The following is a 9,326-nucleotide window of genomic DNA, read 5'->3' on the forward strand; positions in this document are numbered from 1 at the left end:
ACCGGGTGTTCGGCGAAGTCCCACTTATCGTAGATATAAAGCCCCTCAAAGAGCTTGCGGTTTCCGCGGAAGAGTTCCTTCAAGGTATTGATGGTAAGGGATTTTCCGAATCTTCGGGGGCGGGAGAGGAAGTAGCAGATGCCCTCGGTTATCAGGCGGTGGATCCAGGGGGTTTTGTCCACATAGACCCAGCCCCGCTCCCTTATCTGTTTAAAAGACGAGGTATCCAGGGGCAGCCTTCGCATAGATCCATTATAATGGATTTTATCGAAATCCGGAATTTGGGATCCGGCGAAGCACCAGCAAACGGTGTTTACCGAAAAGACGGCCCAATTCATCGCGCCAGGGGGTTTCTACCGCCGCGATAAGGCTTCCGTCCGGAGAAACGGCCAGATGAAAGAAACAGGTACCTTCGGTGGGAAAGTACCCGGAGAGTCGGGAAAGTCCTCCTCCCCGGCCTCGGAGGTCAAAGACCAGGACTCCGAACTGTCGTACCCGGAGATTTTCGCGGCGAAAGGCCGCTGCGGATACCGCTAGGGTTTGTCCCCGGGTATCCACCGCAAGCCCCTGAAGCCTCACCGGGGAGGTGAAACGCCATAGGATGTGCCCGGTTTCGGGGTCCAGGGCAAAGAGGGTGCGGGCTGCGGGATGCGGTCCGGCGGGGCGATCCACGGAAAGGGGTAGCCCGTAGGGAAGGGTGCTTTCTCCGGAAAGGATATAGAGGATCCCCCGGGGGCCGAAGAGTCCGTAGCCCAGGGTGGCGGAAACCGGGAAGTTTCCGAAGAGGATGGGCGTGGCCAGGGAAAGGATCCGGGAGAGTTTGGGGACGGTAAGATCGAAAAGGAAGAGTCTTCCGTCGCCGGTACCCAGAGCGGCAAAGCGTCCGTCCGGGGAGACCGCCACCGATTCCCAGGCCGAAACCCGATCAAAATAAGGCCGGAGCGGACGGAGGAGGTAACGGAAGGTTTCCCGGCCGGTTTCCCCGGAAAGGGCCACAAAGCTCTGGGGCGGGGGGCCGGGGAAACGGAGGTCTTCCGGATATTCCGAGGGAAGAAGGGACACCAGGGCCACGCGATCCCCGGTGGGATCACTGTCTGCATAAATGATGGTGACCGGGGCCGGACCGGAGGCCGGATAGGCCCAGCGAACCCTGCCCTCCGGGCTCAGACGATAGAGGCGCGAGAGCCTGCGCCAGGCCCGGACCCTTCGGTCGAACCAGGAGTGTACCCCGAGCACCAGAAGATCGCCCCCGGGAAGGACCCGGAGACGATAGATCCCGGGCAGTTGATAGATTCCATAAACATCACCCGGGGCCGGGGGTTCGCCCCGGAGGAGGTCCCGGGCGGTGGAAAAACACCAGAGGGTTTTACCGGAGGAGACCTTTACCGCGCAGACCGCCCCTTCCGGACCTTGTTCTCCGTAATAGAGGATCTTTGCCTGCGGAGAAAAGGCCACCCGTTTGACCATGGCCTCAGGGATCTTCTTTTCCCAGAGGATCCTTCCGGTGCTGCTCTGGAAGAGAAGGAGTCTTCCGGAGAAGGTGCCCAGGGCGAGATATCTTCCGTCCGGGGAGAAACGCACGAAAGAATCCGGTGTGTGTCCGGCTCTTACCTGGAAGGACACGTCTCCCAGGGGGTAGTCCCAGAGCAGCTCAAGCCCGAAGGCCTTGATCTTTTGAGCTTTGAGTCCGGAGACCAGAAGAAAGAAAAAGAGAAGGCCCCACAGCACTTCTCGCAGGCCGGGTTTGCGGCTATCCTGGAGGGCATGAGGGTGGAGATCCTTGCGGCCGAAAGTCTGGGGGTGCGTTCCATGGCTGTGGAGGTGGAGTGCTCCGGGGTGAGGATCCTTATCGATCCCGGGGCGGCCCTGGGCCCCAGACGATACGGTCTCCCTCCGGATCGTCTGGAACTGGAACGGCTTTCCCGGGCCAGGTCCCTTATCCGGGAGAGACTCCGAGGGGCCGAGCTGGTGGTGATTACCCATTATCATTTCGATCACTATCTTCCCGATTGGGCGGAAGATCTTCGGGGGAAACGGGTCTTTCTTAAGGACCCGGTGCGGAACATCAACCGCAACCAGGCCCATCGGGCGGCGGAATTCCTGGAAAGACTCATCCGGTCCGGCGTGCACTGGGAGGTGGCCGAAGGCCGAAGGATAAAACTTCCCGGGGGAGAAATCCTTTTTTCCGGCCCTTTCTTTCACGGTCCGGATCCCCGGTTCGGGTGCGTGATTTCGGTGGTGGTAAGGGCCGGGGGCCAGGTCTTTGTGCACACCTCGGATGTGTCCGGTCCGGTGAGGCCCGAGGTGGTACATTTCCTCCTGGAGCAGCAACCGGACCTCCTCTTGGTGGATGGCCCCTCCACCTATCTGGGCCCGAGGTTCGGTCTCCGGGCCCTGGAGATGGCACGGGAAAATCTCCTCCGCATAATCAGAGACCTCGGTCCCGGGGTCCTTATCCTGGATCATCATCTTTTGCGAGATCTTTCCTGGCGGCGCTGGGCCGGGCCTCTCTTTGAGGCGGCCGAGGCACGAGGAACCCGCCTCCTTTCCGGGGCGGAATTTTCCGGAAAACCCGAAACTCTGCTCGAGGCCGAACGTCTTAAGCGTTTTAGAGATAATTCCTGACCAGGGCATAAAGGGGGCGCAGAGTCGGGGCATAAAAGACCTCCTGAAGATATAGCCAGAAAAGGATCTTAACCGCAAGCACAGCCAGTCCCAGAAGAAGTAGGGCGGCGGAGAGCCATTTTTCGCGGGTGGGCCAGGGTGGAAGAAAGAGCTTCCGGCCCGGGGATAGGGGATCAAACCCCCGGGTAAGAAGGGCATCCGCGAGGATTCTCGACTGGCGCACCGCCAGCGAGATCAGGGGATAAAAGACCGAGAGCTCCGTCCGCAGGGTGTGAAGAAGGCCGTGTCTCAAGGGGCGGTAGCCTCTCAGACGCAGGGCCTGTCTTACCAGGCGCAGATTTTCCGCCACCGCAGGCAGGAACCGCACCGCGGAAACCGCCATCAGGGTCAATCCCCGGGGAAGGGGCAGGGCCGCCACGGCCCGGAAAAAGAGTTCCCGGGAGGTGGAGGTCACCAGATAAAGCCCCGCCGAAAGGGCTGCAAGCAGCCGCAACGACTGGATCAATCCGTAAGAGAAACCCTCCTTGATGAAACAGAGGCCGGAGAAGTGTTCCCCCGGAGGAAGGAGACAGAAGAGCACGGTTCGGGGATAGTCCTGGTAAAAGAGTCCCTGGCTTATCATGATGCCCCAGACGGTGGTGAGCGCAAGGAAAAGATGGGTTTTAAGGATGCGTCCCTCCGGCCGGGAAAGTAGAAAAAGGCCCAGGGAGAAGAGGGCCAGCAGCCCCAGAGATAGGGGCTGGTCCAGAAGTACGGAGAGCCCGGAGACCAGGAAAGAAAGGACCAGCTTGGTATAGGGATGGAGGTTTTTCATGGCTGTATTTCCTCCACGGTACCGTTTCGAAAATAAAGGACCCGGGTGGCCAGCGCCCGGGCTACCTCTTCGTCATGGGTGGAAAACAGGAGGAGATCCGCGGAAAGGGAGGAGATCAGGCGGGCCATATGGCGGGCGTCCTGGGCCGTGGTAGGTTCATCCAGGAGAAGGATACGCGGGGCGCCGGTAAGAAGCGCTCCCAGGGCCACCCGGAGGCGCTGCCCGCGAGAAAGGGAAAAGGGCACCCTGGAAAGAAAGGAAAGCAATCCCAGCCTTTCGGCCACCGAGAGCACCCGTCGTTTTATCTCTTCCGGGGAAAGTCCCAGATTTTCCGGAGCAAAGGCGAGTTCGGCCTCCACACTTTCCCTTACCAGCATGAGATCCGGGTCCTGAAGAAGAAGTCCCAGAAGAAGGGCGTCTTTTCCCTTTCGGGCCCGGATCTCGATTCTTCCCCTCGAGGGCCGGAGGAGCCCGGCCAGGAGATGAAGGAAGGTGGTCTTTCCCGAACCATTAGGGCCGCAAAGGGCCACCCTTTCCCCCTGCCGAAAGCGGAGATGCAAGTTTTTGAAGACCTCCCGCCCTCCGGGGCGGGAAAAGGAAAGCCCCTGCACCTCGATCAGGACCTCGCCGGGGGAGGAGATCCCGGGCCGGGGAAGGTGTCTTTCCGGCGGCCGGAAGTCCCGGGCCGGTCCTTCAAAGATCACCCGACCTTCCTCGAGAAAACAGACCCTGTCCACCCAGGGAAGGGCCAGGTCCAGGCGGTGCTCGGCCAGGATCACGGTCATGCCTTTTCGGGTAAGTTTTCGCAGGATATGCATCACCCTGCGGGAGGCCTCGGGGTCGAGCTGGGCCAGGGGTTCATCCAGGAGGAGAAGCCTGGGGTTTACCGCCAGCGCCGCGGCCAGGGCCACCCGCTGGCGTTCTCCCCCGGAGAGTTCCTCGAGTCTGCGCGACTCAAAACCCGAAAGCCCCACCTCGGAAAGGGCCTTTTCCACCCGGGAGTGGATTTCCGCGGGGGAAAGTCCCAGGTTCTCCGGCCCGAAGGCTACCTCCCCGGCCACGGTCTCGGCAAGGAGCATCTCCATCGGATTCTGAAAGACCACCGCCACCCGGGGAAAAAGGGCTCCGGGGGAAACCGGCCACCTCTGTCCGAGAACCTCCACCTCTCCGGAAAACTCTCCTCCTGCAGCCCCGGGAATCAGTCCGCAAAGCACAGAAAGAAGGGTGCTTTTTCCACAACCCGTCTCTCCGGCCAGAAGCACCATTTCTCCTTCCTGCACCGTGAGACTTACCCCGCACAGGGCCGGGTCCTTTCCTCCGGGATACCGGTAGGTCAGGTCTCTGACCGCAAGGATTTTCATCTTTCCATCTCCCGGAGATGTAATCCCAGGCGGACCCCCAGAGCCGCCCCTACCAGGGTATAGAGGAATCCTTTGACCAGGAGCGAGAGCCAGAGATACCACTCCGGGAAAAAGAGTCGGTAAAAGGTCATATGGAGCACCAGGGAACTGAGAGTGCTCAGGGCGTCGGCGAGTCCCAGGGCGAGGATGGTGCGATGGCCTTCCGGACGTGCATAGACCCTGAAGATCCAGAGGGCCGTCTCCAGGGTGAGGAGCCTGAACCCCACGAAAAAGGGGTCCGTGGCCCGAAGGCCTCCGAAGAGAACTGTTCCCATGAGATAATGAAGCAGTCCGGAAAGGGTGGCGAATCCCGGCCGTGGCACCAGGACAAAAACCGCGGTGAAGACCGCATAATGCACCACCTCGGTAATGAGTCCTCCCACCAGGATGTTGAAGGGGCCGAGGAGGGCGTAAAGGATGTTGGAGAGGATCCCTCCCAGGAAATCCAGCCCGAAACCCACGGCTCCGGAAAGGGCCACCAGGGAAAGTTCGCGCAGACGAAAGCCCGCAAGCAGCCGTCTGAGCCCCAGAAACACTACCAGGGAATAAGCCCCTCCGGCAAGGAGAATAAGAAGCAACCCCGCGGCAAGCTTCGGGCTTCCGCGGGTAAGACCGATGCGCCGGGTCTTGACCAGAATGGGGGTCTTCTCTCCCAGGGGATAGACCCTGATCAGGGCCAGATATTCCCCCGGGGGTACCCTTCGAGCGTAGATGGGAAGCACGGCCCGGGCCCTTCCCCGGGGAGGAAGATAGACCAGGGCCAGGGGCTTTCGGGCGTGTCCACTCATGCCGAAACGCGGGGGATAGAATCCCTTTACCGGTTTGCGACTTTCCGGCTCCAGAAATTCACCCCGCACCACCAGGTTGAGAGGCACATCGGTCAGATTCCGGAATTCCAGGGTTTCATAGGCCAGAGGTTCGTAGCGGGAATAGCCCCGGGCCCTTAGTCCCAGGAGATATCCCAGCCTTTCGAAAAGCGGATTGGGCACCACCAGGAGCCCCTCCCGCCGGTAGCGCAGACTGAGCCCCGACTCCTCGGTGGGAAGCTTCCAGGAGACCAGACGCACCTTCCCCCGAAGGTCGAAGATCCGGCGTTTGAGGACCAGATCCACTTCGGCGGTGCGCCCGGGGGTCCGAAAAAGAAGTTGGAGTCGTCGGGGTTTCTCCGGGGGAAGATATATCCTTGGACGCAGAAGACGACGGGCGAATTCTCCCCGGAGGGAATATCTTTCCGTGGAATTTCCGGAAAAAAGAGAGAGGTTTAACTCGGGGACGAAGGAGGTTACGAGAAGGCCTATTTCCGGGGCCTCCTTTCGGGAAAGAAGGGTGAGTTTGAGTGCGGTTCTCTTTTTTTCCACCGTGATCTTTTGTCCGGGACTTCCCAGCGGGGCAAAAACCTCCAGGGTGGCCAGAGGTCGTGAGGCCGGGGCCCTCAGCACCAGCGAGGTAGGGCCGGCTTTTAGGCGATAGACCTCCCCCGGTTTCCAGGGAAAGATGAGGAGAAGATCCTGGCTGGCCAGCGGCGGATAACGCAGCACCGGGTCCCCGGAGGCCCGGTATAGAGATACCGGGGTCTCGGGAGGGATCCCCGAAACCTCGATCCCCAGGGGTACGAAGAGGGCTTTGGGAGGCGAGGGTTTTTCCTTCCGGCATCCCGCAATACTTGCGGCCAGGATTAGCAGGAAAAGTCCTGAAAGGGGTTTTAGGATCTTCATTCCGGGATCACGCCCACGGCTCGCCCCAGGGGATGGTGCCATTTGGCGGAAAACCCCAGGGCCAGGGCTGCAAGAAGGAGTCTCCGGGGGTCGTTCTTTTCTGCGGCGAGTTTTTCCCGGAAGGAGGGAAAATCCCCTCTGCGCTGGGAAAGGGCGCAGGCCATGAGTGCGGCCTGATCCAGGAGTGCCTCGGCTGCGATCTCCGGGGGAAGGATTCCGTAGCGTACCTGGTCCCAGAGGTGAAGATAGGCCAGGAGATGGGACACCAGTCCCAGGTCACTCATTACCGGGCGTACATTGCGCTCCAGCCAGGCATGGACCGGTGCCGGGAGGAAATCGCGCAGGGCCACCAGCAGGTCCTCCTCACCGAGTCCGTAACGTTCCAGGAGTCGCGGGGCGTAGCGTACCAGATCCGGCGTGAGCTTGTTCTGAAGGGCCAGGGCCCGGAAAAGGGCTTCCCGTACGGCCAGAGCGATGAGTTCTCCGAGTTTTACGTGTTTTCCGGCCCCGGAAAGGGGACGCCCCCCGTGGGAGAGCGCCGCCACCCCGATCTGATCGGTCCCGGTACCGGTGGCCAGGCCGCAGGAATAACGCGAGGCCACGTGCAGTTCCTCAAGTACGGTCACCTTGGCCTCGGTAGCCATCTTCACCGTCCGCACCAGGGCTCCGGGCGTAAGGGCCCGGTTAATGAAGAGCATGAGTACGATGGTTCCCCGGCGATCGCAGGAGGGGGCCTTTCCGTCGAGTCGCAGAAAACGGCCTTCCTCCTCGTAAAAGGAAGCCGGATCCCCGGCCCGGCCGGCATTGGTCTCCACCCCGGCGGTGGCCGCACAGAAGACCACAAGCTCTCCGGAGGTCTTCTTTCCGTCGGCAGGGGGAGAGAAACTCTGGCGGGAGAATCCGGCCAGATACATATTAGCCGCGGTTCCGAGAAGAGCGGTCCTTTCCGGGGGGAGACCGTGATATTCGCAGATCAAGCGATGATAGCGTTCGGGGTCGCGGCCGGCGAGACAGGCCCCATGTCCGCAGCCCGGGTGCGGCCTGGGTTCACAGGCCTGATGATTGGCCAGGAACCGCAGGTCCTGCCGGATTCCTCCGTTTACCCGACAGGTGGAGATCACGGTGTGGGGACGAAGAAACTCCGCGCAGAGGATGCGCTCGCCCCGCTTTATCACCAGCCCCTCGTAAGGCTTCATTAGTTCGGTCATGGCTTGATCCCAAAATGTTTGGTATTCTTTAAAAGGAAGTTTTGATGGAGGAAAGTTATGGCTCTTATGGTAGAAGAGAAAAAATTGCAGGAAATATTACGCCAGGTGCTTGAGGAATTTTTCGATCCGGATTTTGGAGAGGAGCTTTCTACCTGGGCGGAAAAGAAATTAAGACAGAGTTTAGAGGAGAAAGAAAGAGAAGAACTGCTTTCGTTGGATGAGGTCTTTTCTTGAGTGTTTACACCGTAAAATTTACTCCTACCGCGGCTCAAAGTATTAAACGTCTTCCTCCGGACATCAAACGCAGGGTTAAATACAAACTTGAGTGGCTCGCAGAGCAGATAGATATTATCCGTCCGGTGCCTCTTAGGGGTAAATTTAAAGGACTTTATAAATTGCGCGTGGGAAACTATCGAATAATATACGAGATTGATAGAGAAGAATTTTTGATAATTGTCCATCTTGTCGGCCACAGGAGGGAAATTTATAAATAGTCCCTTCATTCCACCTCCCTTTCCATCTCCAGGAATAGATCCTGCAGGCGTTCGAGGAGTTGCGGATCGGGGTTCTTCCAAAGGCCGCGATGGGCGGCCTCAAGCAGCCTTTCGGCAATATTTAAGAGCGCTGCCGGATTGTGTTCCCGGAAAAATTCCTGCATCTCCGGGGAAAGGGCGTAGGTCTCGGCCAGGGCCTTCCACATCCGGTCCGAGACCACATCGCTGGTGGCGTCCCACTGGAAGATGAGATCCACTATCCGGGATAGGTCCCCGGCGCCCTTGAAACCGTGCTGCTTCAGGCCCTCGATCCAGCGCGGATTCAGAACCTTGATCCGGAAAAGGAAACGCATTTCCTCGGCGGTGGTGCGTACCACCGGCTGTTCCGGATCGGCGGTGCTTCCGGAGTAGGAGATCGGTTTCCGCCCGGAAAGGGCCTCTACCGCCACATTAAGCCCCCCGTGATAGGCGTTGAAACAATCGCAAGAAAGGATGTCTATCTCCCGGGTGTCCTCGTTCTTATAGGTTACTTCGGTGCGAGAAAGTACCTGCCGCAGGGTATCCCCGGCGGCGCTTCCGTAGAGGCCTTCTCCGTAGGCGTAACCCATGGTGGTGAGGAAGACCTCGGCGAGATCCCGGCGTTCCTTCCAGGCCCCGGCCTCAAGCACACTTTCCACTCCGGTGCCGTAAGCTCCCGGAGGCTCGGAAAAGACCCGAAAACAGGCCCTGCGCCGGGCCTCTCCTTCGGAAAGGCCCTGCGCAAGGAGCCTTTTCAGATCCCGCCGGAAGTTTTCCGCCAGGGGATTCATCTCCGGGGGTTCGGGAAGCGAGGCCACCTCCGCCACTGCCCGGTCGAAGAGTTCCATGAGGTTGCGAAAGGCGTCCCGGAAGAAGCCGCTTACCGTGAGACATACATCCACCCGGGGCCGTCCGATCTCGGTGAGGGGGAGCACCCGGATCCCGGACACTTTCCATGGTGCTCTGGGGCTCTCCCACCATGCGCACCCGGGGAGAGGATTTTGCCTGCGCCCTGTGGCTCCTAGGGGTTGAACCCCACTGGCGGGAGGACG

Annotated in this window: 11 protein-coding genes; 4 read left to right on the plus strand and 7 right to left on the minus strand. The window is 59.9% G+C overall.

Annotation, left to right across the window (positions count from 1 at the left end; genetic code table 11):
- Both F8J34_RS06315 and F8J34_RS06320 read right to left on the minus strand, forming a co-directional pair.
- Positions 1–245 (minus strand): AAA family ATPase (locus F8J34_RS06315; RefSeq protein WP_297057275.1); only part of this gene is annotated, 245 nt, incomplete at its 3' end.
- 19 nt (positions 246–264) lie between these two features.
- Complete coding sequence (locus F8J34_RS06320) at positions 265–1,728, minus strand: WD40 repeat domain-containing protein (protein ID WP_297057276.1); 1,464 nt, start codon at positions 1,726–1,728, stop codon at positions 265–267.
- A 36-nt stretch (positions 1,729–1,764) separates the two neighbouring features.
- Between F8J34_RS06320 and F8J34_RS06325 the strand changes: the two genes are divergently transcribed.
- A complete protein-coding gene (locus F8J34_RS06325; protein ID WP_297057278.1) occupies positions 1,765–2,625 on the plus strand; it encodes an MBL fold metallo-hydrolase in 861 nt (286 codons plus the stop codon).
- Here F8J34_RS06325 and F8J34_RS06330 read toward each other — a convergent pair.
- From F8J34_RS06330 to F8J34_RS06345, 4 genes are read right to left on the minus strand one after another with little or no spacing between them, the layout of a single operon-like run.
- Complete coding sequence (locus F8J34_RS06330; RefSeq protein ID WP_297057279.1) at positions 2,609–3,439, minus strand: energy-coupling factor transporter transmembrane component T; 831 nt, start codon at positions 3,437–3,439, stop codon at positions 2,609–2,611. The genes F8J34_RS06325 and F8J34_RS06330 overlap by 17 nt on opposite strands.
- Entirely contained in the window at positions 3,436–4,800 is a 1,365-nt protein-coding gene (locus F8J34_RS06335; protein ID WP_297057282.1) for an ABC transporter ATP-binding protein, read from the minus strand. The genes F8J34_RS06330 and F8J34_RS06335 overlap by 4 nt, the downstream gene beginning before the upstream one ends.
- On the minus strand, positions 4,797–6,554 hold the full coding sequence (locus tag F8J34_RS06340; protein WP_297057283.1) for a hypothetical protein: 1,758 nt from the start codon (positions 6,552–6,554) through the stop codon (positions 4,797–4,799). The genes F8J34_RS06335 and F8J34_RS06340 overlap by 4 nt, the downstream gene beginning before the upstream one ends.
- A complete protein-coding gene (locus tag F8J34_RS06345) occupies positions 6,551–7,762 on the minus strand; it encodes an adenosylcobinamide amidohydrolase (protein WP_297057284.1) in 1,212 nt (403 codons plus the stop codon). Before F8J34_RS06345 ends, F8J34_RS06340 begins: the two co-directional genes overlap by 4 nt.
- 57 nt (positions 7,763–7,819) lie before the next feature.
- Here F8J34_RS06345 and F8J34_RS06350 point away from each other — a divergent pair, with 57 nt between their 5' ends.
- Together F8J34_RS06350 and F8J34_RS06355 are read left to right on the plus strand one after the other, a co-directional pair.
- A complete protein-coding gene (locus F8J34_RS06350) occupies positions 7,820–7,996 on the plus strand; it encodes a hypothetical protein (protein WP_297057286.1) in 177 nt (58 codons plus the stop codon).
- A complete protein-coding gene (locus F8J34_RS06355) occupies positions 7,993–8,256 on the plus strand; it encodes a type II toxin-antitoxin system RelE/ParE family toxin (RefSeq protein WP_297057287.1) in 264 nt (87 codons plus the stop codon). The genes F8J34_RS06350 and F8J34_RS06355 overlap by 4 nt, the downstream gene beginning before the upstream one ends.
- A 5-nt stretch (positions 8,257–8,261) precedes the next feature.
- Here the strand turns inward: F8J34_RS06355 and F8J34_RS06360 are convergent, their stop codons facing one another.
- Positions 8,262–9,224, minus strand: coding sequence for a cobaltochelatase subunit CobN (locus F8J34_RS06360; RefSeq protein ID WP_297057288.1), 963 nt, complete (start codon positions 9,222–9,224; stop codon positions 8,262–8,264).
- 29 nt (positions 9,225–9,253) lie between these two features.
- Here F8J34_RS06360 and F8J34_RS09805 point away from each other — a divergent pair.
- Positions 9,254–9,326, plus strand: a 73-nt coding sequence (locus tag F8J34_RS09805) for a hypothetical protein (RefSeq protein ID WP_363315429.1), incomplete at its 3' end; no start/stop codon positions are given.

Origin of the sequence: Thermosulfurimonas sp. (genome assembly GCF_015491435.1) — a bacterium.
Classification (GTDB): domain Bacteria; phylum Desulfobacterota; class Thermodesulfobacteria; order Thermodesulfobacteriales; family Thermodesulfobacteriaceae; genus Thermosulfurimonas_A.